Here is a 20,523-nt window from a genome sequence, read left to right as displayed (position 1 = left end):
GGAATTGTCCTACAGCCGGGCCGGCATCAGGCGTCCGGATCGGCATCATCTTCCCGGCCGCGACGCCCCACCACCAGGCCGCCGACGCCCCGGGCCAGGTCCTTGGCCAATCCGCTGACGCGACGGCGCAGACGCTCTTCCAGACGGTCCGCCGCCTGCTCCAGCCGCTGGTCGATATGGCGTTCCAGGGCCGGCCAGAGACGGAACTTCACCGCCAGCCCCACCACACTCAGAGTGATCAGGGAGGAGATCAGGGCGCAGCCCACCAACAGCATGGCCAGGGTCGCCGGAGTCAGGCTCAGGGATGCCATGGTCAGGCCACTCCAAACACGAAGATCAGTTGCGCCAGCCCGGCCATGGCACCGAGGAAGCCCCCGACCAGGATCAGGATCCACTCATCCTCCTGGAAGGCCGGTCGCAGCAAGTCCTGGAACTCCACGGAACTGAGCGCCTGCATGCGATCGCACATCAGCCGCTCGATAATGGAGCTGCGCTCGCGATTGAAGTTGTCGTCCTCGAACGGCTCCACCGCCAGATCCACGGCTTTGTCCTCCACCGCGCGCTTGAGGTCGGCGTAACCACCCGGCCCGACCGTTAACTGCGCCGCGGTACGCACCACCCCGCCGCTGAGCAGCGGCTTCAGATGACGCTTGATCAACGCCTTGGTGCGGTCACCGCGTGGTCCGTTGACCACCTGGTACATAATATTGCGCAGCGTCACCAGTTCTTCCGTGGTGAGCTTGGCGAACGACTCCGCCACATCCTTCTGGCGCTTCAGGAACAGTCCCTGAAACCGGAACGGCCCCACCCGCACCGGGTTCAGCGGCCGGAAAATCACGTTCAGCGCCAGCCAGTTGGTGGCGATACCGACAATAAAACCGAACAGCGGAAGCACCCAGTTGCCGGGCACGAAAATAAACACCGGCACCTGGATCAGACCGAACAGAAAACCGAAATAGAAGCCGGAATTGGTGACGAAACGGAACTCGGGCTCGCCCACTTCCTTGAACATCTGCACCATCAGCGCCTTATCCTCGCGCATGCGGCTGACGATCATGTGCTTCATGTCCACCAGGCTATCCAGGTTGCGGCTGATGTCCTCGACCACATTGTCCATCACCGCCGGAATCGCCCGCCGGGCGCGGCTGTAAACACGGCGGCGCACCACCAGTGGCAGGTTCTCCCAGAGCACGGAATTGCGCTCGGTCATCACCTCATCGACGTATTCCTCCATCCGCGCCTGGATGCTTTTGGTCAGGTGGGCGGCGATTTTCTCCGGTTCCATCTCGCGGAAGAATTCGTCCAGACTGCCGAGCTTCTGCAGGGTTTTCTCCACCACGATGCCGGCCATCTTTTCCACCTTGGATGGAATGATGCCCTGCCAGCCGAAGATCGGACGGATACCGATGAACTCAAGGGGATAGAAGGTCATCTGCACGGCCGCCCAGTTGGTGATCCAACCGACCGCCCCGGCGATGAACGGAATACTGAATAACTTCCAGAAGTCCGGGTGGGAAAAAAAAGAATCCAGCATCTGGGTAAAGACTCCCCTGGCATCGGTCACCAATGGCACGGCAGGCGCCAGTCTGGAGTACTCTAACGATCAAGCTTCGCGACGAACAGTTTGTGTAACCGCCGCACCGAGTCAAAACAGCCAATGTGATATGCGTAAAGCCTGTTTAGGGTCTCATTAAAGTACCTAGTATAGGCACGAGGGTGGTCCCGGATAACCACCATCGCGTAATTTTTGGCAACTCCGCCGGCAAAAGGCCATACTTCGGGATGGTTTTTTCATTCACGCGACCAGGTACACACCACAAGGACAGGCATGCCCGCTTCACCCACCACCACCGGCCTTTCCGGGCTGCTGCTCTACGGCACCCTGGAAACCCTGCTCAATCAGGTGCTCACCGCCCACAGCCGCGGCCGGGATCAGTTGGCGGCGCTGGACGGCACCGTGGTGCGTTTGCGCGGTGACCAGCCGCACTGGGTGTTGTATGTGCTGATCTACGCCGACGGCATCGAGTTGCTCACCGATTACGAAGGCCAGGTGGATATTCGCATCCGCGCCCCTCTTGGCGCCCTGCTCCACTGGCTGCTGGCCCCCAACAGCAGCAGCGAGGAACTGCGCATCACCGGGCCCGAGGATCTGCTGCTGCGGCTGGAGCAGATGATCAGCGAATTCAGCCTGTGGCCGCTGGTCCGGAACTGGCTCGATGATCACGTGCGCCTGCACGATCTGCTCGCCTTGCTGCGCCGGGAGGATCCGGCCTGGCTGGAACGCCTGGCCACCCTGCCCACCCAGGTTGGCGAACTGGCCGCTCAGTTGGCGGAGCAGCGGCTGCTGCAGGAAGATCTTCTGGATGAGCTCCGACAGATGCGCCGGGAGCTGCACCGCTCACGCCGGCTGGACCTGGCTTTTCTGCTGGTCGGCCTGGGCCTGATCAGCGCCGCCTTCATGCGCGTTCAGGGCGACTGGCACAGCCTTTGGCAAACCCTGTCCCACGACTACCTGTCCCTGACCCTGCTCAGCCTGGGCCTGGCGTTGCTGCTGGGAAGGCTGTGGGGAAACAAGAAAAGCAGTTAATAGTGAACAGTGCACAGTGAATAGTTGCGCGAAAGAGGAAGGCGTGACCGGGAAGTAACGAGGCCGCGCCCAAACCCAGGGCAGCTCCGTTGTCTTGAAAGGAAAAGGTAACCAATAGCACCGGATTGCTGATACGCAATCAGCCCTTGCAGAATCGCAATGCCCTTTGCTTTTCGCTGTTAACTATTCCCTGTTAACTGTTCCCTGCTTTTTTCATCTTTCTTTCTTCCCGAAGAATTTCCCCAATCGCTCGCCGACGATCTCGCTGCCGGAGCGGGCCAGGCTGCGGCTGGTTTCTTCCAGGATTTCGCGGGTGGGCAGGTTGCGCAGGCCGTCGGCGAGGCCACGCTTGACCGCCGCTTCCACGCTTTCGCCGATCACTTCGGCGGCCTGGCGCGCCTGTTTTTCCATATCTTTTTCCAGGGTCCGGCGCAGTTTCGGCTGAAAATAGAAATGCCCCCACAGGGACACCACGATCAGCGTCAGGGCGGAACTGGACAACGCAATGACAAGAACAGACAGCATGGCAACCTCGCACCCCGTGTGAATAGCGCCATGATACTCCTGTGTTCCGTCGCTGGCATGGCTGCCGGGACGGCCCGGCGAAGAGCAGCGGTCAGGGAGCGCGGCGGGCGATCATTACCGCCCGGCGCGGTGCCGGCAGCCCTTCTCGGGTGCGGGACGGGTCCGCCGGATCGAGGAAGTCCGGCAGTGACTGAAAGCGCATCCATTTGGTGGCGCGCTGCTCGTCGGTGGTGGTGACGCACTCATCGACACAACGCACCTGATCGAAGCCGCTGCGTCGCAGCCAGGTCGACAAGTGGGCGGTGCTGGGCAGGAAGAACACATTGCGCATGGCGGCATAGCGGCCTTCAGGGATCAGTACGGTACGCTCATCGCCTTGCACCACCAGGGTTTCCAGCACCAGTTCGCCACCGGGACGCAGCGCATCGCGCAACTCCAGAAGATGGTCCAGCGGCGAGCGGCGGTGGTACAGCACGCCCATGGAGAACACCGTGTCGAACGCTTCCAGAGCCGCCGGCAATTCCTCCATCCGCAATGGCGCGAACGAGAACGGCGCCCCCGGTGCGTAACGGCGCACCGCCAGATACTGCACCAGGAACAAAATGGTGGGATCGATGCCGAGTACCCAGTCGGCGCCGGCGCCGATCATGCGCCATCCGTGGTAGCCGCTGCCGCAGCCCACGTCCAGCACGCGTCGGCCACGCAGGTCGCTGAGATGCGGCGCCACTCGCTGCCATTTCCAGTCCGACCGCCATTCAGTGTCGATGTGCTCGCCAAAGAAACAAAAGGGCCCCTTGCGCCAGGGGATCAGCCCGGTAAGCCCCTGGTGCAGGGCCTCCGTATCCCCGGCCGCGCCGGGTTCGCCGAGGGTCACCGTATCCCGGGCAAAGTCACAGGGCGCCGGCCCCGGCGGCAACCGCTCCAGAGCCGCCAGCCAGCGCGGCAAATCCCCGTGGGGGCGTTCGACCAGACGCTCCCGGCTGAGCGCCTGCATCGGCGCCGCCGCTTCACCAAGATGCTGCTCCAGGGCCACGCCCAACGCCGTCAGGTAAGTCTCCATCAACGTACCGCCACCAGCGACATGAAATTGAAGCAGCGGAACCAGACCCGCACCTCGCGGTAACCGGCCCGGCGCAGCCGCTCCTCATGGACGGCCAGGGTTTCCGGCAACAGGACCTCCTCGATGGCGCTGCGCTTCTGGCTGATTTCCAGATCCGAATAGCCGTTGTTGCGTTTGAACGCATGATGCCATTCGCTTTGCAGGGCGTTTTCGGCGGCGTCCTCAAAGCGGATTTTCTCCGACAGCACCAGAATGCCGCCCTCGCGGGTGGCATCGGCAAGACGCTGAATCAGCGCGTCGCGCTGCTCCAGTGGAATGAATTGCAGAGTGAAATTGAGCACCGCCACCGAAGTAGGTTCGAAGTCCATCCGCGCGACATCTGACTGACGCAGAAGGACCCGGTCCTGCAAGCCCTGGCCCCGCAACAGATCCCGTGCTTTCTCGATCATCGCCGGAGAGTTGTCCACCGCCACCAGAGTACCTTTGTCCGTCGGCGTCAGGGCCGCCATGGCCAGAGTCGCGGCCCCCAGGGAACAGCCCAGATCATAGAGGCAGGTATCCGGCTGGGCGTAGCGCGCCGCCAGCACCCCGATCATGTCGATGGTGGTGGCGTACCCGGGCACCGAGCGCTTGATCATGTCGGGGAACACACGCACCACCCGCTCATCGAAGGAAAACCGTTCGATGCGTTCGCGCTGCTGGGCGTAGATGTCGTCTCGTTGCTCGGTCATGGGGCGCTCCCGGTTGTGCTCGGCCCGGCCATTCGGGGAGCGCATTATGACGGATCAATGGGGCCGCTCCAATGGCGGATCGGCCCCGCTTTTGGCCCGAGAGGACGCGGCAAAGCCGGCCTCAATGGGCATCATGAGCCCATCGAATCCACCGGAGTCCCGAGATGACCGTGACCCTTGACCAGCCGCTACCCCTGCCCTGTGGCGCGACCCTGAAGAACCGCCTGGGCAAGTCGGCGATGAGCGAAACCCTGGGCACCCCGGGCAACCGGGTGACGCCGCGCCTGGTACGGCTGTACCGCGAATGGGCCCGGGGTGGCACCGGCCTGCTGGTCACCGGCAATGTCATGGTGGACCGCCGCGCCATCGGCGAGCCCTGCAACGTGGTGCTGGAAAACAACCGTGACAAACGGCTGCTGGAACGCTGGGCCCTGGCCGGGCGCGAGCAGAATACGCACATCTGGATGCAGCTCAATCATCCCGGCAAACAAGCCCCGAAGGCGCTCAATCGCGGCGCGGTGGCCCCCTCGGCGGTGCCGTTCAGCGATCCCAAACTGGGCCGTTTCTTCCATCTGCCGCGGGCTTTGACGCAGGCCGAAATCGCTGACATCGTGCGGCGCTTTGGCGAATCCGCCGCCCTCGCCCGTGACGCCGGTTTCACTGGCGTGCAGATTCACGGCGCCCACGGTTACCTTGTCAGTCAGTTTCTGTCACCGCTGTCCAATCAGCGTGAAGACGAATACGGCGGCAACGCCGAAAATCGCCGTCGCTTTGTTCTTGAGGTGTACGATGCCATTCGCGCGCGGGTCGGCGACGACTTCCCGGTATCCATCAAACTCAACTCCGCCGATTTCCAGAAAGGCGGCTTCGAGGAAGGCGAATCGCTGCAAGTGGTGGAAGCGCTGGCACAGCGGGGCATGGATCTGATCGAGATTTCCGGCGGCACTTATGAATCGCCGCGCATGGCCGGTCAGGGCGTGAAGGAATCCACCCGCCGGCGCGAGGCCTATTTCCTCGATTACGCCGAACAGGTACGGCAACGGGTGACGGTGCCGCTGATGGTCACCGGCGGTTTCCGCACGCTGGAGGGAATGAACAGCGCCCTGGCCGACGGCGCCACCGACATGGTCGGCCTGGCCCGCCCTCTGGTGGTGGAACCGGACTTGAGCCGGCGCCTGCTGAATGGCCGCGCCCGCGACTGCAGGGTGAAGCCGATCCGCACCGGCGTCCGCATGGTGGACGAGGCGGCCATGATGGAAGTGTCCTGGTACACCCTGCAGCTGGGACGTATCGCCCGTGGCAAGGCGCCGCTACCGGACGCCGGCGGCCTCAGTTCTCTGTTGAAAGTGGCCGGCGTGGTGGGCTGGCGCCGACTGCGGATGGGGCGGCTTAGAGCCTGAGCATCGATTCGCTGGCCGAACTACGAAGCCGCTGTGGGAAGCTTGCCTGCAAGCGAATGTCCCGCGTCGGGTGCCAATTCGCCAGCAGGCTGGCTCCCACAGATCATGCTACGAAGCCCCTGTGGGAGCTTCGTAGTGCCCAGGCTCACGAGCCGCGCTGTCGGCCTCAAGGCCGGTCTGTCAGGCCGGAAGACACACCACCCAGGTAGTGTTGTAATGCCGATTGTAGCGCGCTCAACGTCAGCGGTTTGATCAGCTGGCCGTCCATGCCGGCGTCCCGCAGCCGGTCCGCGTATTCCGGCAGAATATGGGCGCTCAGCGCCAGGATCACCGTTGGCGGCCAGCCTTGTTCCTGTTCCAGCTCCCGCATCCGGCGGGCACTGGTGAAGCCGTCCATCACCGGCATGTCCAGGTCCATCAATACCAGCCGGAAGCCGCCGGCGGCGGTGGTGAAGGCCTGCAACGCCTGGGCACCGTCATCGGCCAGATGCGGCGCCGGCACGCCCAGCCGCTGCAGATAGCCCCGCGTCACCATCTGATTGACCGGGTTGTCCTCCGCCACCAGCACCCGCAGCCCCCGCGCTTCCTCTCCGAAAGCATGAGACGACAACGGCGTCGCCGCACTATCCCGGTCACACAGCAGTTCCTGCAGCTCACTGACACTGAGCACCGAACGGCGCACCAGGGTAACGTCGTCCCGCATACTGAGATCATCGCTTTGCCTCATGCCGCACAACAGTACCACCTGAAGACCGGTGCCACTGCGTCGGATCGCCTGCAGAGCACTATCCAGTTGCGCGCTGTCGCGCACCCCGTTGATCAGCAGCGGTGTGTCCCGATCCACCGGCAATGCCGACAAGGACGCCAGCGAATCCAGTATCCGTACCGACTGGAAGCGCGAGTCTCCTTTCAGCAGCGCTGCCAGATTCCCGCTGCGATCCCACATCAGCGCCGGCCGCATGGGGATTTCCGCCATCGGCACCGGCATCGCCGAGATCGGCAGGCGAATGCGAAAGCGGAACCGGGAGCCCTTGCCCAGGGCACTACGGACATGAATCTCGCCGCCCATCAGCCGTACCAGTTCCTGGCTGATGGAAAGCCCCAGACCGGTGCCGCCGAATTGTCGCGTCACCGAAACGCTGGCCTGGGAAAAGTGCTGGAATAACCGCTTCTGCTCCTCGCGGCTCATACCCATGCCACTGTCACTAACGGCGAATTCCAGCAACACCTGGTCGTCACCGTGCTCCAGACAGCGGGCGGAGACGCGGATCCAGCCCTGGCGGGTGAATTTGACCGCGTTGGACAACAGATTGGTGAATACCTGACGCAACCGCGGTGCATCCCCGATCACCAAGGAAGGCATGACCGGGTCCACGTCCACCAGAATCAGATTGCCGTTGTCACTGGCCGGCAGACTGAACATGCGCGCACAATCGCTTAGTTCCGCCGCCGGGTCGAACGGCCCCGGTTCCAGTTCCAGCTTGCCGGCTTCCAGTTTGGCGTAGTCGAGCACGTCGTTGATCAGCGTGGTCAAGGTGCGGCCGGCGTTCTCGATCAGGCCGATGTACTCCCGTTGACGTGGCGACGGATTGGTCTCCCGCAACAGTTCCGCCAATCCGAGCACACCGTTGAGCGGCGTGCGGATTTCATGACTCATGCGCGCCAGAAAACGGCTTTTGGCGCGCAACTCCGCCCGCCCGCGGATGGCCTTGGTAGTGAAATGCAGAAATACCCCGCTCAACACCAGCACCACCAGATACAGCACGGCGATGCCGCCCATGGTCCAGAGCGTGTCGTAACGGGCGTTTTGATGAGCCTGCAATACCAACCGGCGAGCCAGGTCCACGGTAAGTCCGGCGAACTCATGCACCTGCCTCTGCCGCTCGCCGCCCTGCTCCAGAGCTTCACGCCAAGGCACGGTGACGCGGGGCGTGGCCACCAGTTGTTGATCCACCCACTGTAAATAGCTCATCAATGAATCGCGCAACGGCCGCCACTGCTGACGTAAGGCGGTGTCCTCCGCACGTGCCGCCAGCGCCTGTACCTGCCCGTCCAGAAGCAGAATCTTTTCTTCCAGTTTGAGGCGGGCGGATTCCAGGCGAAGCGCATCGGAGCCGCTCAGGTAGCCGCCGCGCAAACGGGTGTACATGGCGATGGAGCGGATCAGGCCAACGTGCAGTGTCAATTCGCGCAAGCCGTTGAGTGGCAGAGACAACGCTTCGCTGGGTTGCGGTCGGGTGCCGGTGGACAGATCGGACATATACAGCACCGCCGCCAGAGTGGCGTACAGGCGCTCATTGATCTGCTCGACGTTATCGAAAGGCCCGGCCACGTCTTCCACCGACATGCCGGTGCGCACCGCCGAATCGCGCCACTCCCGGCGCAACACTCCGCCCTGATCCAGCAGTCCCGGCGACGGCAGCGCCACCAGGGCATCCAGGAAAGCGGTAATACGCTGATCGGTCCGCTCCCGGGCGCCGCGATAGCGAATGTTCAACTCGGCGGATTCCAGGTGGACCATGCCCACCGCCAGATCCCGGACTTCCTCCAATACCGGCGCCACCGCCAGACCGGCCTCGAAAGCGCGAATATCACCGAGCATGCGTTGGTAGTTGTCGTGTACCGCCAGGCGGTGTTGCAGAATCAACAGCGCCAACAACACGAACGGCACCGTGATCAACGCCGCCATCAACGCAATGGCGGGAAAGGCTGTTCTTTTACTGGCCAACCGCTTCTCCCATCCAGGGCCAACCGGTGCTCTTCCCGAGCCGCTCCATTGTGCCATCCATCACCGACGATGACGACGCATCGCCGCACACTGTGCGCCCGCGGGCAGCCGCGGCGGGAACGACTATGTCATCATAGGCGCTTCATCCATAACGACGGAACCACCGTGCCCGTGAGGATTCTTTTTTTTACTTTCCTGCTGTTCGCCTTGGGATTGAGCGGTTGCCAGAACATTACCCAGACTTCGTCGCCACCCCATTTGCTGGCTGGCGATCCCGACTGGAACGTGCACCGCTTCCGCACGCCGGACACCCTGGCCGGCCTGGAAGCCGATGGCGAGATTACCGCGCCACGGCGGCGCCAGTGGCGTTACCGTCTGCCGGCCCCGGCCCGCGAACGCGTTACCGTGGCGGTGGCGCCGATGCCGGGAGGCTGGGAGCGGATGTCGCCACAACGGGCAGTGTCCGGCCGCTACGGTCAACTGCGGCAACGGCGCCTGGACCACCTGATGCAACGCCCGGATCTGTCGCTCACCGTGGATGAGGAACGGCTGTTCGATCTGGAAGGCCATGCCACCGCCAGCAGCCGCTGGCATTGGCTGGACAACAACGGCAACCGTCGTGACCAGGCACTGCTGCTGATGCACATGGGCGACCACTTTTTGCTGTTCGAGGGCTATTCGCGGGACCAGAACAGCCGCTGGCTGTTGCTATTGCTGAAGCGGGCTCAGGCGGAATTTCGCGCCGCGCAGACCAAACCCAATGAGTAGCCGTTTTTTTCCTCGCCGCGCCAATACCCGTCCCAAATGACCCTCCCTATTTAGGGTATGCCCTTCCGGTTTCCTCCCTGGCAAAGTGGTAAAGACAAAGAGGTAAAGACCCCGCCAAACATTAAATGCACAGGGCGCCTTGGGGGGCGTTTTATGGATTGACGGACATGGACGTCTCTATTACTCAGTCCGCTGACGCACGATTTATGTTGTTGGCGCTCCATGACGAAGTGTAAAATTCCGTCAATCACAAAAAAGGCATGGATCGCGCCCTGGGGGAAAATCTGATGTTCCAAGCACTTCGCTGTGGCCTTGCGGCCGTTGTGATATCCCTGTGTCTGCTCACTCAGAGCGCTGCCGCCGATGTCCCTTCCCGGCTGGTGATTCAGGGGTACCTTACCGACAACAGCTACCAGCTTCCTTTACACGGAACCCACACCTTCACCGCAACCCTGTACGACCTCTCCGGGCGCACCACCGATTACCAAAGCAGCGGCGGCACCGCCACCGATCCGCTGGGCCTGGGCGCCGTACTGTGGACCGAGACGATGACGGTCACGGTGGATAATGGCCGCTACAGCCTGTTACTTGGTGCCGAGGCCGCCAATCCCCTGCCCTCCGATCTACTCGCCTCGGACCAGGTCGAACTGGGATTGGCCATCGATCAGGACAGTGAAATGACACCGCGCCTGAAACTCACCGAAGGCAGCGTTCCCTTCGCGCTGCGGGCCCGGGAGGCGGAACGGGTAAACGGTGACATCAGCCCTCGCTCGCTGACCGTGGGCGGCCAATTGGTGATCAATGAAGCAGGCGAATGGGTCGGCCCGGACAGCGGTCTGGTCGGCCCGGAAGGCCCGGAAGGCCCTGCCGGCGCGCAAGGTGAAGCAGGCCCTCCGGGGCCCGCCGGAGCGACCGGCGATACCGGGCCGGCCGGCCCGCCTGGCGAGGCAGGCCCCCAAGGCCCGAAGGGGGATGCCGGCCCCGCAGGCCCGCAAGGACCAGCAGGCGATACTGGAGCGACCGGGCCGCAAGGGCCTCGAGGCGAGGCCGGCCCGATCGGCCCCCAAGGCCCCCAAGGCCCCCAAGGTGATACCGGACCGGCAGGCCCCCAAGGTCTGCAGGGCCTTCAAGGCGTGGCCGGTGCCACAGGTCCACAGGGCCCGGCTGGTGATACCGGACCGCAAGGTCTCCAGGGCAATACCGGGCCGCAGGGGCCGGAAGGTCCGATGGGGCCCAGCGGTCCGACGGGCCCGGCCGGACCTCCCGGCCCCGCCGGCTCTCTGAGCACGGATAATCTCCAGCAGGGCAGTTGCGACAATGCCGGTGTCTGCCAGTGCAGCTCCGGCGTGGTGATCTCCGGCGGTGTGGTGTGTAGCACCAACAGCTACATCACTGCCAGTTACCCCAGCAGCACTTCCGCCTGGAGCGGAAGCTGTGAAGTGTGGCAGACCGGTGCCGCCTCCACACCAACCCGTATTCATATTACCTGCGCGGTGACTGACTGATGGAACTGACGCGCCGACAGTTCCTGGTGGCTGGAAGCGGGATCACCGGCGTTCTAATGACGTCACCGCTGAGTGCCGCCACCGCTGGTACCGGAGTCGAAATGATTCACGGCGCCCTGGCCCTGGCACTACCCGGCGGCGAGCGGGTTCTGGTGCGGGACTTCGGTCGCGAGGTTCATTGGCAACGCGCCGATGGTCTCCACCGCCTGGACCTGGGCAGCCCGTTCGAAACCCGCGTGGTCGCGGCCGCCCGGGACCAGCGGACGCTGTGGTTGCTGGACCGTCACAAACGCCTGCTGCACGGTGTGAACGAACGCGGAACCGTCCAACATCAGCTGTCACTGCCGACCCTGCGGGAACCCGCGGATATGGTGATTCACCAAGGGCAGGCCTTTATCAGTGATGTCTCCGGACACCGTATCGTGCGTCTGGACCTGCATGAAGGTTCGATGAGCGAGCTGCACAGTGATCGCCCGTTGAACGGGCCTTCATCCCTGGCCATCGGCCGGTCCGGGCTGAGCGCGCTGACGCTGGGGGATCACCGCCTTCATCATTTCACCGCCAATGGTGAAAGCCTGGGAAGTCAGACCTCTCCAGTGGCCACGCCGGCGGCGCTAAGCAATGTGAATGGAGCCTTGCTGTTGCTGGATCGCTGCCGCAACCAGCTGTGCTGGGCCGGCCATGCCCGCCCCGCCCTGGCTTTACCCAGCGCCGGGCCGGCACGGCTTGGACACATCAGCTGGCAACCCGGCGGCGATCTGCTGGTCAGCCTGTGAGGACATTATGAGCGAACCTTATATTGGAGAGATCCGTATGTTCGCCGGGCATTTCGCCCCAACGAACTGGGCGTTTTGCGATGGGCAGCTTATGTCGATTGCGGATAATACCGCTCTGTTTTCCATTCTCGGCACTATCTACGGCGGTGACGGCCGAATCACCTTCGCACTGCCTGATCTGAGAGGCCACTCTCCCGCTCATGCGGGCCAGGGTCCGGGGCTGACTCCTCGGAACTTGGCAGAAAGGACCGACTTCTCCACCGTAACCGTGCTGACAAGTGTGCAGGCTGAGCGGGGGCTGGGACTTAATCCCAGTGCGCCGTTTCAAGCTCAATCCCGGTCACCCTACCTGGCGGTGAATTTCATCATTGCACTGTTCGGCGTTTTCCCTTCCCGTGCGGACTAGGAGCCCATCATGAGCGAACCTTTTATCGGCGAGATCCGCATGGTGGGTTTCAAGTTCGCACCCAGAGGCTGGGCCTTCTGCGATGGCCAACTATTGCCCATTAATCAAAATACGGCGCTGTTTTCCATCCTGGGCGCGACCTACGGGGGTGATGGCAAAACCAACTTCGCCCTGCCCGATTTGCGCGGCCGCCTGCCGGTGCATCCCAGCGATGCGATCCCACTTGGACAGGCCGGAGGGGCATCGTCCGCTTCAGGCAACAGGATGTTGACGACACTGTCCCCTGAGCGCGGCTTGGGCTACACCCCGTCGACCGTCAACGCGGCCACCACATCCACTCCGATGCTCGGGCTGTACTTCACCATCGCTCTGCAAGGTATCTTCCCACCCCGCTCATAGGAGAACTCATGGACCCTTTTATCGGCGAAATTCGCATGTTTGCCGGAAACTTCGCACCTCGCGGTTACGCTTTCTGTGACGGCCAATTGCTGGCCATCAGTCAGAACACCTCCTTATTCAGTTTGCTTGGCACCACCTTTGGTGGCGACGGACGCACCACGTTCGGCCTGCCGGACTTGCGCGGCCGCTCCCCTGTTCATGCTGGAGACGGCCCCGGCCTGCCTTATGTCGTGCAGGGCCAAAGGAGCGGCAACGACACTGGCTGGGCGGTCCTTGGCGATGTCACCCTGGCACGGGACCTGCCCACAACCAAGTCCTTCGATGATGCCGCCGGCTCGCAGGGTACCGCGCCGCAAACCTTCGTTCATTTCATTATTGCGATACAAGGCCTCTTCCCAAGCCGTAGCTGATGATCGACACCCAGCTAAGAACAGTCACGGATGCCGACACCGAAATCCTGTTGGCGATTTACATCAGCACCCGCCGGGAGGAAGTGGCGCAAACCGGCTGGCCGGAGTCCCGGCAACAGGCATTTCTCGCCATGCAGGCCCGTGCTCAGCACGAGCACTACGCACGTCATTATCCGGAAGCCGAACGCAGCCTGATTTTGGTTGAAGGTAAGGTTGCCGGCCGTCTCTACGTAGGCCACTGGCAACGGGAAATTCGTATCGTCGATATCGCCCTGCTGCCGACTTTCCGGGGAGCGGGCATCGGCTCACGGTTGTTGCAAGCCTTGCAGGAGCGGGCGCGGACAGACGGCAAGCCCCTAAGCATTCATGTGGAAAAAACCCATCCCGCGCTACGGCTGTATCAGCGCCTGGGCTTCACACAACAGGAAGACAAGGGGGTGTATCTGCTTATGGACTGGCGACCTGGCGATTGAACACCGCCTCGAAGCGCTGCGTACCGTCGGTGGCACCGAAAGGGCCCAACGGAACCAGAAACACCGCCTCTTCCCCCAACGTTGGATGGCGCAGTGTCCGCATGCCTTGCTCCAGGTCGCAGGGCGCCGCGAATAACAGCGAGAAACACTCCCAGCCGTCCGGCGCCACCGGCATGGAAACTGACTCCAGAACCAGAGTGTTACCGTCAGGCAGAGTGAATGACTGCCCCTCACAATCCCGCCACTGTTGCAACGTTATCATCGCGTTCCCCCTGGCGACGTCAGCGAATTACCGATACTTCCGTGGTGGCCGAGAAATTCTCGCTGCTGGCCTGAACCGACGCGGCGCCATTGGGGACCTGGACTTCATTGCGGTGGCGGCCACTGCTCATGACCTGGTCCGCCGGCACGATACGCGCGCCAGGCTGGGTATTGGCAACCGGTTGAGTGGTTTCATGGCTGCCGCCACCGTCCCCGCCGAAACAGCCACTCAACAAAATCGCCCCGCTCAGCATGGTCAGCACTTTGATATTCATTATTCTGCCCCCATAAAAATGAAAGCCGGAAAGCGGCCTTCCGGCGCCAGTTATACACCGATGGCCCCCGGCCTGTACACCGGCCCGCGCGGACCGCTCTATCCCATCGCCACCATCAATAACAGCGGCAGAGTCACGAACGACAAAGCGGTGGAACACATGACCATGGCCGCCACCTGTTCCGGACCCTGGCGGTACGTCTGCGCCAACAGGTAATTGAACACCGCCACCGGCATGGTGGATTGGATCAGCACGACGCCGCGCACCATGCCTTCGGTGCCAGTCACTTCACAGATCAGCCAGGCCAGCGCGAATCCCGTTCCCAGTCGCAGTACGGCAAAAGCGGCGCCAGGGCCGAGGTCGTTGACGCGCAGTTGCGACAGGGACACGCCCAGGGTGATCAACATCATCGGAATCACCAGATCGCCAATCAGACTGACGCTGTTGAACAACCACTCCGGTAAGCGGATGCGAAAAATCACCATGATCAAAGCAATCACCACCGATATCAGAATCGGGTGCATGAACAGCTTGCGCGATATCCCCTGGCCACTGACCACCGCCAGTCCGAAGGAGAACTGCAGTACCGACGACAGCATCATCCAGGCCAGCGCCAGGGCCAGACCATGGTCACCAAAAGCCAGCAAACACAGCGGCAGCCCCATATTGCCAGTGTTGGGAAATAACAGGGTATCCGGATTATCTGGTTGGTATGCGAGAGAGAAAGGTGGCCGACAAACTCAACCCACAACGGATTAGCTGGTTGATGGCTCGCTCAGTACGCTCACTTGCTAGAGAGCAGATACTTCACCAAACAGGCGATGCCCAGGACCAGCAGCAATAGTAGGGCAATTCCGATCACTGGCATTATCCAGCCCATCGCCCCCATCATCCCGCAATCGGGTAGTGTCGTGTTCATCGTGACAGAGCTCCCTGTGGTGTCCATGCCCAAAACCCGTGGTGCCGCCGCCCAGTGGCACCACGGTCGCGCTCATATCGTTCACCCGGCACAGCAGGACAACTGCGTCACATCCTTGGTGAAAGTCTGGGCACAGAGCTTGAGCCCTTCCACCATGGTCAGGTAGGGAAATAGCTCATTGGCGATGTCGTGTACGGTCATGCGTGCGCGTAGCGCCATCACCGCCGTCTGGATCAGCTCACCGGCTTCCCCCGCCACCGCCTGCACCCCCAGCAACCGGCCCGAGTCGCGTTCGGCCACCAGCTTGATGAAACCACCGGTGTCGAAATTCACCAGCGCACGCGGCACGTTTTCCAGGTCCAGCTCGCGGGTATCGACGCTGAAGCCTTGCTCGATGGCCTCGGCTTCCGTCAGGCCGACGGTGGCCACCTGGGGGTCGGTGAAGATCACCGCCGGCATGGCGCTCAGGTCCAGGGTGGCTTCGCCCCCGGTCATGTTGACGGCAGCCCGGCTGCCCCCGGCGGCGGCGACATAGACGAACTCCGGCTGATCGGTGCAGTCACCGGCGGCATAGAGCCCCGGCACCGTGGTGTGCAGATGCTCATCGACCAGAATCGCCCCACGTGCGGTTTCCACGCCGAGGCTCGCCAGGTTCAGGGCCTCGGTATTGGGTGTCCGTCCGGTGGCCACCAGCAGTTGATCCGCCCGCAAGGTGCCGGCGTTGGTGTCGACAATGAATTCATTGTCGGTGTAGTCCACGCGGCTCGCCTGGGTCTGCTTGAGGACCTCGATGCTCTCGCGGCGAAACGCCGCCTCCACCGCATCCCCTACCGCCGGGTCTTCCTGGGAGAGCAGGCGGCTGCGGGCCAGCACCGTGACCCGGCTGCCCAGCCGGGCGAAGGCCTGGGCCAGTTCCAGGGCCACCACCGAGGCGCCGATCACAATCAGCCGCTCGGGAAGGGTGTCCAGGGCCAGCGCACTGGTAGAGGTCAGGTAGGGGGTGTCGGCAAGACCCGGGATCGGCGGTACTGCCGGTCGGGCGCCAGTACCGATTAAGGCGCGGTCGAAGTGGACGACCTGCTCGCCGCCCTCGTTCAGCTTGACCATCAGGCTATGGGCATCGATAAACCGGGCCTCGCCGTGCAGGACCGTGATGGCCGGGTGGTCGCGCAGAATCCCCTCGTACTTGGCGTCACGCAGTTCCTCGACACGTCGCTGCTGCTGCTCGAGCAGCTTGGCCCGATCCACCACCGGCGCCTGGGCGCTCAGGCCTGCATCGAAGGGACTTTCCGTACGCAAGTGGGCAATATGGGCCGCGCGAATCATGATCTTCGAAGGCACACAGCCTGTATTGACACAGGTACCGCCGACGGTGCCGCGTTCGATCAGGGTGACCCGGGCGCCGCGCTCGGCGGCTTTCAGGGCCGCCGCCATGGCGGCGCCGCCGCTGCCGATCACCGCGATGTGCGGGGCGTCTTCATCACGGCCCTTGGACACCGATGCGCCTGCCGGGGAAGTGGGCCCACTGTTGGCCAGTCGAGCTTGGTAGCCAAGTCGGGTCACGGCAAACGTCAACGCCGAGGCCGGTGTCTCCGGATCAACGGCTACCGATGCCGTCCCCTGAGGATAGGATACCTCCACCGACTGCACGCCGGGCAGCTTCTCCAGGGCTTCCCTGACATGATCCGCACAGCGGTCACAGGTCATGCCACTCACGTTGAGTTCAATCATCACGTTTCTCCGAGTCTTCATTAGTAAAGCCGGCATCCTGCTTCCGCTTGTGGTATCGCGCGTAGAGAGGTAAGCCGATGGCCAGGGCGGCAAACAGCAGGTAATCGAGATAGCCTGCCAACGCGGCCAGGCCCGCCGTACCGAATAGCACCAGGGCGATTGGCGCGGCGCAACACAGCACCATCAACCCGGTGCCAAGCACGACGCTTAAAAATTTCTGCGAATCTTTCACGCTTATTCCTTCACCGTGGCGGGCAAGCTCGTAAACAACTCACCCGATGACCGCGATGTGCAGCTGCTTGATGTCACTCAGGGGGCGTATTCCTTGATTTGATAGAGCCGTTGTCACAACAGGCGTCGAACTGCTTCTTACGCCAAATCGCATAAATGGTCAGGCCGATGAAGAAGGCCAGGGCCGGCAATAACACAACGTCGAGATAGCCCGTCAGCCCCGCCAGGCCCACCGTGCCAAGCAGGATCACCAGGATCGGCGTAAAGCAGCACAATGCCACCAGGACGGTGCCGATCACGCTCACGCGCAGCAGGGGCTTGGGATTCTTCATGATCACTCTCGATCCGCTTGCGAGGATGTCGGGGTTGATGGATACCCAGCGTTGATGGTGGCCTCGGTCAATGCCTCCACCGACGTTCGGGCGTCGTCAAAGGTGACCACGGCCTCGAGATCCGCGTAGCTCACGTCGACTTGCGAGACGCCGTCCACCTTGTTGAGGGCGGCCTTGACGGTGATCGGGCAGGCGGCACAGGTCATGCCCGGCACCGACAGCGTCACGGTCTGCAGGGCCGCTAAGGCGGGCGTGCTGAGCAGGGCGAGTAGCGCGATGAAGGCGAAACGAGCTTTCATGGTAGATCTCCTTTTAATAGAACAGGGGCAAGATGTAGGGGAATACCAGGGCGATTAGCACCAGCAGCGATACGAGCCAGAAGATCGCCTTGTAGCCCGTCCTGACCCGTGGCACGGCACACACCTCTCCCGGCTGGCACTTTTCCACTGGCCGAAAGACGCGACGCCAGGCGAAGAACATCGCCACCAGCGCGACGCCGATAAAGAGCGGGCGATAGGGCTCCAACGCCGCCAGATTGCTGATCCAGGCGCCGGAAACGCCCAGCGTGATCAGCACCAGCGGGCCGAGGCAACACGCCGAGGCCAGGAGGGCCGCGACTCCTCCGGCGGCCAGGGGCCCTCGCCCCGTTTTAGATGTCCGCATTGACGATTCTCCTTTCGGGATGGGGGGAGCTACGATAAGGTTACTTCCGTAGCTTGGTACGGAGTCAAGCATCATGAAGAGACATGCAGATAAAGTGGCGGACACCATGACCATTGGCGGCCTGGCCAAGGCGGCCGGCGTCAATGTCGAGACAATCCGCTATTACCAGCGACGAGGGCTATTATCGGAGCCCGAACGCCCTCCCGGAGGTATTCGACGCTATAGTGCCGCCGATATCGACAGGTTGACGTTCGTGAAAACGGCGCAGCAGCTGGGCTTTAGTCTGGATGAGATCAGTGACCTACTTCGGCTGGAAGATGGCGCCCACTGTCAAGAAGCCAGTGCTCTCGCAGAGCACAAGTTAGGGGACGTTCGCGAGAAGATCGACAGGCTTGAAAGAATTGAGAAGGTGCTGAGCGAAATGGTCGACAGATGCCATGCACAACAAGGCAATATCACTTGCCCGCTAATTGCGTCATTGCATGAAGGGCTCAGAGAAGCAGAAGACCCAAGGGAGTAACTCACCTTCAGTTCGTTGAAAACAACGCGGTCAAAGAGTCGCGATCATCTATGGACCATGTCGACAAGGAAAGTTTGCATGACTAGCTTGCCTGACAACATCCTTCACCTTCCCGAGTACCACGTCCTAGGCACCAAGATGGAAGAGCATGATCTCCACTACCAGGTCGAAGCTCCTGAGCCTCTAGCTTGCGAGGAATGCGGCGTTGAGAGTGAGTTTGTCAGGTTCGGCAAGCGCGATGTGGCCTATCGCGACCTACCCATCCACGGAAAGCGGGTCACCCTCTGGGTGGTCCGTCGCCGCTACACCTGCCGGGCGTGTGGAAGGACGTTCCGGCCAGCTCTTCCGGAAATGGTAGACGATCACCGCATGACGCGGAGGCTTTACAACCACGTCGAGAAGGAAGCCTTCAATCACCCCTACGCCTACGTGGCTGATACCACGGGCCTCGACGAGAAGACTGTCCGCGAGATATTCAAGAAGAAGGCTGAGTTCCTGGCAGCCTGGCATCGTTTCGAGACACCCCGCTGCCTGGGGATCGACGAGCTGTACCTGAACCGCCGCTACCGCTGCATCCTGACCAACCTGGAGGAGCGTACCCTACTGGACCTGCTGCCCGGTCGCCAGCAGGACGCGGTGACGAGGCGCCTCATGAGCATGACCGAGCGCCACCAGGTCGAGATCGTCAGCATGGATATGTGGAAACCCTACCGCCGTGCTGTCCAGGCGGTACTGCCGCAGGCTCGCATTGTGGTCGATAAGTTCCATGTGGTGCGGATGGCCAACGAAGCCCTGGAGAAGGTGCGTAAGGGACTCAGGAAGGATCTGAAGCCAAACCAGCGGCGGACCCTCAAGGGCGATAGGAAGATCCTGCTGAAGCGTGCCCACGACGTTTCAGATCGCGAGCGGCTTATCATGGAGACATGGACAGGGGCCTTCCCTCAGCTCCTGGCGGCCTACGAGCACAAGGAGCGGTTCTACCACATCTGGGACAGCACCACCCGGCGTGATGCCGAAAAGGCGCTGGCCCGCTGGATTGACGACATTCCACAGGGGCAGAAAGAGGTGTGGAAGGATCTCGTCAGCGCCGTCAGCGGATGGCGCGAGGAGGTGCTGGCCTACTTCGAAACCGACACCCCAATCACCAACGCCTTCACGGAGTCGATCAATCGGCTGGCCAAGGACAAGAACCGCGATGGCCGGGGCTACTCATTCGAGGTGATGCGGGCCCGGATGCTCTACACCACCAAGCACAAGAAGAAGGTGCCGCAGATCAAGGAATCCCCCTTCCTGGGCAAGGCCACCATGACCTACAGCATGGGTCTTCCCGAGCCTGAGAAAAACTACGGCGTCGATCTATCAACCTTCTGGGAGAGTTAAGGGTTCGAAGGAGCAAGGGGGCTCCATCTACCACTTAATCCGGATACCCAAATAACATTGCCGGCAGGAACACCCGTGGCGAGCGGCCACTGATACGAATCACCGCCAGGGCGATCAGCGCGGTACCGATGAACACCGCCGCGTAGAGCCCGGCCATTTCCATCAGGGCCGTCAGCGACAGTCCGGTTTTACCCAACGTAGCAACGATCAAGCACGGCGTGGCCACGGTGGTCACCAGCGTGCTGACCATGGCAATGTCGTAAGGACGGCCGCTACGCCCCCAGAAATAACCGACGCCGGCACACGCCACCACCGGCGCCATTACTGACCAGATCAAAGCTATCTCCCGAGTTCAGAAATCACGAACAACTAGCTACGAAGCCACTGTGGGAACTTGCCTGCAAGCGAATGCGCCAACACCGGAGGACCGGCATTCGCCAGCA

At 62.2% G+C, this 20,523-nt stretch carries 26 protein-coding genes; 11 read left to right on the top strand and 15 right to left on the bottom strand.

What is annotated here, in order from left to right; translation table 11 throughout:
* Nucleotides 1–26: 26 nt before the first annotated feature.
* Together MA04_RS14805 and MA04_RS14800 are read right to left on the bottom strand one after the other, a co-directional pair.
* Entirely contained in the window at nt 27–311 is a 285-nt protein-coding gene (locus MA04_RS14805) for a hypothetical protein (RefSeq protein ID WP_240342627.1), read from the bottom strand.
* A 2-nt stretch (nt 312–313) separates the two neighbouring features.
* Nucleotides 314–1,534: a hypothetical protein gene (locus tag MA04_RS14800; RefSeq protein ID WP_163121191.1), complete on the bottom strand. Its 1,221-nt coding sequence runs from the start codon at nt 1,532–1,534 to the stop codon at nt 314–316.
* A gap of 294 nt (nt 1,535–1,828) precedes the next feature.
* Here MA04_RS14800 and MA04_RS14795 point away from each other — a divergent pair, with 294 nt between their 5' ends.
* Nucleotides 1,829–2,587, top strand: coding sequence for a hypothetical protein (locus MA04_RS14795; RefSeq protein ID WP_063139725.1), 759 nt, complete (start codon nt 1,829–1,831; stop codon nt 2,585–2,587).
* A gap of 213 nt (nt 2,588–2,800) precedes the next feature.
* Here MA04_RS14795 and MA04_RS14790 read toward each other — a convergent pair whose 3' ends face one another.
* From MA04_RS14790 to cmoA, 3 genes are all read right to left on the bottom strand, one after another.
* Nucleotides 2,801–3,112 (bottom strand): hypothetical protein, encoded by a 312-nt coding sequence (locus MA04_RS14790; RefSeq protein ID WP_163121193.1) that lies wholly within the window; start codon nt 3,110–3,112, stop codon nt 2,801–2,803.
* Nucleotides 3,113–3,203: 91 nt separating this feature from the next.
* Nucleotides 3,204–4,172, bottom strand: a complete 969-nt coding sequence (gene cmoB / locus MA04_RS14785) for a tRNA 5-methoxyuridine(34)/uridine 5-oxyacetic acid(34) synthase CmoB (protein WP_262461251.1) — start codon at nt 4,170–4,172, stop codon at nt 3,204–3,206.
* Nucleotides 4,172–4,903, bottom strand: coding sequence for a carboxy-S-adenosyl-L-methionine synthase CmoA (cmoA, locus tag MA04_RS14780; RefSeq protein ID WP_240342628.1), 732 nt, complete (start codon nt 4,901–4,903; stop codon nt 4,172–4,174). The genes cmoB and cmoA overlap by 1 nt, the downstream gene beginning before the upstream one ends.
* A gap of 164 nt (nt 4,904–5,067) precedes the next feature.
* Between cmoA and MA04_RS14775 the strand changes: the two genes are divergently transcribed.
* Nucleotides 5,068–6,303, top strand: coding sequence for an NADH:flavin oxidoreductase/NADH oxidase family protein (locus tag MA04_RS14775; protein WP_163121199.1), 1,236 nt, complete (start codon nt 5,068–5,070; stop codon nt 6,301–6,303).
* Nucleotides 6,304–6,469: 166 nt separating this feature from the next.
* Here the strand turns inward: MA04_RS14775 and MA04_RS14770 are convergent, their stop codons facing one another.
* The gene (locus tag MA04_RS14770; RefSeq protein ID WP_262461250.1) at nt 6,470–9,031 is read right to left on the bottom strand and encodes a hybrid sensor histidine kinase/response regulator; all 2,562 of its coding nucleotides are present in this window, start codon (nt 9,029–9,031) and stop codon (nt 6,470–6,472) included.
* Nucleotides 9,032–9,202: 171 nt separating this feature from the next.
* On the opposite strand from MA04_RS14770, the gene MA04_RS14765 reads away from it, so the two are divergent.
* The 7 genes from MA04_RS14765 (at nt 9,203) to MA04_RS14735 (ending at nt 13,768) form a co-directional block, all read left to right on the top strand.
* On the top strand, nt 9,203–9,799 hold the full coding sequence (locus MA04_RS14765; RefSeq protein ID WP_163121203.1) for a hypothetical protein: 597 nt from the start codon (nt 9,203–9,205) through the stop codon (nt 9,797–9,799).
* A gap of 287 nt (nt 9,800–10,086) precedes the next feature.
* The gene (locus MA04_RS21775) at nt 10,087–11,304 is read left to right on the top strand and encodes a hypothetical protein (RefSeq protein ID WP_316252613.1); all 1,218 of its coding nucleotides are present in this window, start codon (nt 10,087–10,089) and stop codon (nt 11,302–11,304) included.
* The gene (locus MA04_RS14755) at nt 11,304–12,080 is read left to right on the top strand and encodes an NHL repeat-containing protein (protein WP_163121205.1); all 777 of its coding nucleotides are present in this window, start codon (nt 11,304–11,306) and stop codon (nt 12,078–12,080) included. The genes MA04_RS21775 and MA04_RS14755 overlap by 1 nt, the downstream gene beginning before the upstream one ends.
* A 7-nt stretch (nt 12,081–12,087) precedes the next feature.
* Nucleotides 12,088–12,486, top strand: a complete 399-nt coding sequence (locus MA04_RS14750; protein WP_163121207.1) for a phage tail protein — start codon at nt 12,088–12,090, stop codon at nt 12,484–12,486.
* Nucleotides 12,487–12,495: 9 nt separating this feature from the next.
* Nucleotides 12,496–12,885, top strand: a complete 390-nt coding sequence (locus tag MA04_RS14745) for a phage tail protein (RefSeq protein WP_163121208.1) — start codon at nt 12,496–12,498, stop codon at nt 12,883–12,885.
* An 8-nt stretch (nt 12,886–12,893) separates the two neighbouring features.
* Nucleotides 12,894–13,295 carry a phage tail protein gene (locus MA04_RS14740; protein ID WP_163121210.1) on the top strand — a complete coding sequence of 134 codons (402 nt, stop codon included), beginning with the start codon at nt 12,894–12,896 and terminating at the stop codon, nt 13,293–13,295.
* Nucleotides 13,295–13,768 (top strand): GNAT family N-acetyltransferase, encoded by a 474-nt coding sequence (locus MA04_RS14735; protein WP_262461248.1) that lies wholly within the window; start codon nt 13,295–13,297, stop codon nt 13,766–13,768. The genes MA04_RS14740 and MA04_RS14735 overlap by 1 nt, the downstream gene beginning before the upstream one ends.
* Here the strand turns inward: MA04_RS14735 and MA04_RS14730 are convergent.
* The 8 genes from MA04_RS14730 to merT all read right to left on the bottom strand — a co-directional run bounded on the left by MA04_RS14730 (nt 13,743) and on the right by merT (nt 18,180).
* Entirely contained in the window at nt 13,743–14,030 is a 288-nt protein-coding gene (locus MA04_RS14730; protein WP_163121214.1) for a DUF6916 family protein, read from the bottom strand. The two genes, MA04_RS14735 and MA04_RS14730, sit on opposite strands and share 26 nt — an antisense overlap.
* Nucleotides 14,031–14,049: 19 nt before the next feature.
* On the bottom strand, nt 14,050–14,304 hold the full coding sequence (locus tag MA04_RS14725) for a hypothetical protein (RefSeq protein WP_262461245.1): 255 nt from the start codon (nt 14,302–14,304) through the stop codon (nt 14,050–14,052).
* A 98-nt stretch (nt 14,305–14,402) separates the two neighbouring features.
* Complete coding sequence (locus MA04_RS14720) at nt 14,403–14,969, bottom strand: AEC family transporter (protein WP_262461244.1); 567 nt, start codon at nt 14,967–14,969, stop codon at nt 14,403–14,405.
* 335 nt (nt 14,970–15,304) lie between these two features.
* On the bottom strand, nt 15,305–16,954 hold the full coding sequence (gene merA, locus MA04_RS14715) for a mercury(II) reductase (RefSeq protein WP_262461242.1): 1,650 nt from the start codon (nt 16,952–16,954) through the stop codon (nt 15,305–15,307).
* The gene (merF, locus tag MA04_RS14710; protein WP_027965777.1) at nt 16,947–17,186 is read right to left on the bottom strand and encodes a mercury resistance system transport protein MerF; all 240 of its coding nucleotides are present in this window, start codon (nt 17,184–17,186) and stop codon (nt 16,947–16,949) included. Before merF (MA04_RS14710) ends, merA begins: the two co-directional genes overlap by 8 nt.
* A gap of 73 nt (nt 17,187–17,259) precedes the next feature.
* Nucleotides 17,260–17,517: a mercury resistance system transport protein MerF gene (gene merF, locus MA04_RS14705; RefSeq protein WP_033988342.1), complete on the bottom strand. Its 258-nt coding sequence runs from the start codon at nt 17,515–17,517 to the stop codon at nt 17,260–17,262.
* Between the two features lie 2 nt (nt 17,518–17,519).
* Entirely contained in the window at nt 17,520–17,816 is a 297-nt protein-coding gene (gene merP / locus MA04_RS14700; protein ID WP_022519794.1) for a mercury resistance system periplasmic binding protein MerP, read from the bottom strand.
* A 13-nt stretch (nt 17,817–17,829) separates the two neighbouring features.
* Nucleotides 17,830–18,180, bottom strand: a complete 351-nt coding sequence (gene merT / locus MA04_RS14695) for a mercuric ion transporter MerT (protein WP_027965778.1) — start codon at nt 18,178–18,180, stop codon at nt 17,830–17,832.
* A 73-nt stretch (nt 18,181–18,253) separates the two neighbouring features.
* Here merT and merR point away from each other — a divergent pair, with 73 nt between their 5' ends.
* The gene (gene merR / locus MA04_RS14690) at nt 18,254–18,700 is read left to right on the top strand and encodes an Hg(II)-responsive transcriptional regulator (RefSeq protein WP_006911920.1); all 447 of its coding nucleotides are present in this window, start codon (nt 18,254–18,256) and stop codon (nt 18,698–18,700) included.
* 78 nt (nt 18,701–18,778) lie between these two features.
* The gene (locus tag MA04_RS14685; protein ID WP_033988338.1) at nt 18,779–20,080 is read left to right on the top strand and encodes an ISL3 family transposase; all 1,302 of its coding nucleotides are present in this window, start codon (nt 18,779–18,781) and stop codon (nt 20,078–20,080) included.
* A 34-nt stretch (nt 20,081–20,114) separates the two neighbouring features.
* Here MA04_RS14685 and MA04_RS14680 read toward each other — a convergent pair whose 3' ends face one another.
* On the bottom strand, nt 20,115–20,417 hold the full coding sequence (locus MA04_RS14680) for a hypothetical protein (RefSeq protein ID WP_262461225.1): 303 nt from the start codon (nt 20,415–20,417) through the stop codon (nt 20,115–20,117).
* Nucleotides 20,418–20,523: the final 106 nt, after the last annotated feature.

This window comes from Alloalcanivorax balearicus MACL04 (assembly GCF_025532145.1).
Lineage (GTDB): Bacteria > Pseudomonadota > Gammaproteobacteria > Pseudomonadales > Alcanivoracaceae > Alloalcanivorax > Alloalcanivorax balearicus.
This window is presented reverse-complemented; position numbering and strand designations above follow the sequence as displayed.

What these genes read in the sequence shown, in the direction of transcription:
- MA04_RS14735 (WP_262461248.1), top strand. Translation starts at nt 13,295, where the DNA reads ATGATCGACACCCAGCTAAGAACAGTCACGGATGCCGACACCGAAATC.
- MA04_RS14745 (WP_163121208.1), top strand. Translation starts at nt 12,496, where the DNA reads ATGAGCGAACCTTTTATCGGCGAGATCCGCATGGTGGGTTTCAAGTTC.
- MA04_RS14740 (WP_163121210.1), top strand. Translation starts at nt 12,894, where the DNA reads ATGGACCCTTTTATCGGCGAAATTCGCATGTTTGCCGGAAACTTCGCA.
- merP (WP_022519794.1), bottom strand. Translation starts at nt 17,816, where the DNA reads ATGAAAGCTCGTTTCGCCTTCATCGCGCTACTCGCCCTGCTCAGCACG.
- merR (WP_006911920.1), top strand. Translation starts at nt 18,254, where the DNA reads ATGAAGAGACATGCAGATAAAGTGGCGGACACCATGACCATTGGCGGC.
- merA (WP_262461242.1), bottom strand. Translation starts at nt 16,954, where the DNA reads ATGATTGAACTCAACGTGAGTGGCATGACCTGTGACCGCTGTGCGGAT.
- MA04_RS14805 (WP_240342627.1), bottom strand. Translation starts at nt 311, where the DNA reads ATGGCATCCCTGAGCCTGACTCCGGCGACCCTGGCCATGCTGTTGGTG.
- MA04_RS14795 (WP_063139725.1), top strand. Translation starts at nt 1,829, where the DNA reads ATGCCCGCTTCACCCACCACCACCGGCCTTTCCGGGCTGCTGCTCTAC.
- merT (WP_027965778.1), bottom strand. Translation starts at nt 18,180, where the DNA reads ATGCGGACATCTAAAACGGGGCGAGGGCCCCTGGCCGCCGGAGGAGTC.
- cmoB (WP_262461251.1), bottom strand. Translation starts at nt 4,172, where the DNA reads ATGGAGACTTACCTGACGGCGTTGGGCGTGGCCCTGGAGCAGCATCTT.
- MA04_RS14750 (WP_163121207.1), top strand. Translation starts at nt 12,088, where the DNA reads ATGAGCGAACCTTATATTGGAGAGATCCGTATGTTCGCCGGGCATTTC.
- cmoA (WP_240342628.1), bottom strand. Translation starts at nt 4,903, where the DNA reads ATGACCGAGCAACGAGACGACATCTACGCCCAGCAGCGCGAACGCATC.
- MA04_RS14725 (WP_262461245.1), bottom strand. Translation starts at nt 14,304, where the DNA reads ATGAATATCAAAGTGCTGACCATGCTGAGCGGGGCGATTTTGTTGAGT.
- MA04_RS21775 (WP_316252613.1), top strand. Translation starts at nt 10,087, where the DNA reads ATGTTCCAAGCACTTCGCTGTGGCCTTGCGGCCGTTGTGATATCCCTG.
- MA04_RS14755 (WP_163121205.1), top strand. Translation starts at nt 11,304, where the DNA reads ATGGAACTGACGCGCCGACAGTTCCTGGTGGCTGGAAGCGGGATCACC.
- MA04_RS14800 (WP_163121191.1), bottom strand. Translation starts at nt 1,534, where the DNA reads ATGCTGGATTCTTTTTTTTCCCACCCGGACTTCTGGAAGTTATTCAGT.
- MA04_RS14720 (WP_262461244.1), bottom strand. Translation starts at nt 14,969, where the DNA reads ATGGGGCTGCCGCTGTGTTTGCTGGCTTTTGGTGACCATGGTCTGGCC.
- MA04_RS14685 (WP_033988338.1), top strand. Translation starts at nt 18,779, where the DNA reads ATGACTAGCTTGCCTGACAACATCCTTCACCTTCCCGAGTACCACGTC.
- MA04_RS14775 (WP_163121199.1), top strand. Translation starts at nt 5,068, where the DNA reads ATGACCGTGACCCTTGACCAGCCGCTACCCCTGCCCTGTGGCGCGACC.
- merF (WP_033988342.1), bottom strand. Translation starts at nt 17,517, where the DNA reads ATGAAGAATCCCAAGCCCCTGCTGCGCGTGAGCGTGATCGGCACCGTC.
- MA04_RS14790 (WP_163121193.1), bottom strand. Translation starts at nt 3,112, where the DNA reads ATGCTGTCTGTTCTTGTCATTGCGTTGTCCAGTTCCGCCCTGACGCTG.
- MA04_RS14730 (WP_163121214.1), bottom strand. Translation starts at nt 14,030, where the DNA reads ATGATAACGTTGCAACAGTGGCGGGATTGTGAGGGGCAGTCATTCACT.